Annotated in this window: 1 protein-coding gene; it reads right to left on the bottom strand. The window is 67.1% G+C overall.

From position 1 onward, the window contains the following. Positions 1-1,106, bottom strand: a 1,106-nt coding sequence (locus A5681_RS01285; protein WP_156737797.1) for an AMP-binding protein, incomplete at both ends; no start/stop codon positions are given.

Below are 1,106 nucleotides of genomic sequence, written 5' to 3'. Positions count from 1 at the left end.
CCTTCGCGAATCAGCATGGCGTGCAGGTCTTCTGGTGAGCGGACCACCGCGTCGGGCACGATCACCAGCCGGTCGCCGTGCAGCAGCGCCCCGAAGATCTCCCACACCGAGAAGTCAAAGGACAACGAATGGCACTGCGACCACACCCGGCCCAGCGCCAGCTCATCATGCACCGACTCCAGCAACTGGGTGACATTGTGATGGGTGACCGCCACGCCCTTCGGAACCCCCGTCGTGCCCGAGGTGTAGATGATGTAGGCCACGTTCTCGGGGGCCGGCGGCGGTAGCGGCCCGGCCGGCTGTGCCGCCATTTCCGGATCGTCGAAATCGATGACGGCCACGTCCGACCCGTCGAGCCGCGATCGCACGCCCGCGGTGGTGACGGCGGCGATCGGCAGGGCGTCGGTGAGCATGAACTCGATGCGGGTCGCCGGGAGCCCGGGATCGATGGGCAGGTAGGCGGCCCCGGTCTTGAGCACCGCCAAGATCGCCACCACGGCCTCGGCCGAACGCTCGGCCACCAGACCCACACACTCCCCCGGACCCGCACCATACTCAACCAACAAGCGCGCCAACCGATTCGACGACTCATCCACCTCGCCATACGTCCACGACCGGCCCCCGCAGGTGATCGCCACCGCCTCCGGGACACGATCCACCTGCGCGGCGAACAACTCCGGAATCGACACCGTCACCGCCACCGGCCCACCCAGCACCGCCCGATTACCGATCACCTCAAGACGCGCCCGCTCGGCCTCATCGAGCACATCGATCGACGAAACACGCCGGGTCGGATCGGCGGTCATGGCGACCAAGACGTGGTGCAATTGCGCGGCCAGTGTCTCGATGCGGGCGGTGTTGTACACGTCGGTGCGGAATTCCACCGCCCCGCCGATCCCGGCGGGCTGTCCGTCCCCCGTCCAGCGCTCGGCCAACGAGAACACCAGATCCATTCGCGCGCTGCGGGTGTCGGTCGGCAACGGGGTTACTTTCAGATCGCCCAGCGTCACGTCTGCGAAATCGTCGTTTTGCCAGGCCAGGACCACTTGGATCAGGGGGTGATGGGTCAGGCTGCGGGTGGGGTGCAGCCGTTCGACGAGGACTTC

The sequence above is a fragment of the Mycobacterium scrofulaceum genome, assembly GCF_001667885.1.
GTDB lineage: Bacteria > Actinomycetota > Actinomycetes > Mycobacteriales > Mycobacteriaceae > Mycobacterium > Mycobacterium scrofulaceum_C.
Note: the sequence above shows the minus strand (reverse complement) of the source record. Positions and strands in the feature narration are given on the sequence as shown.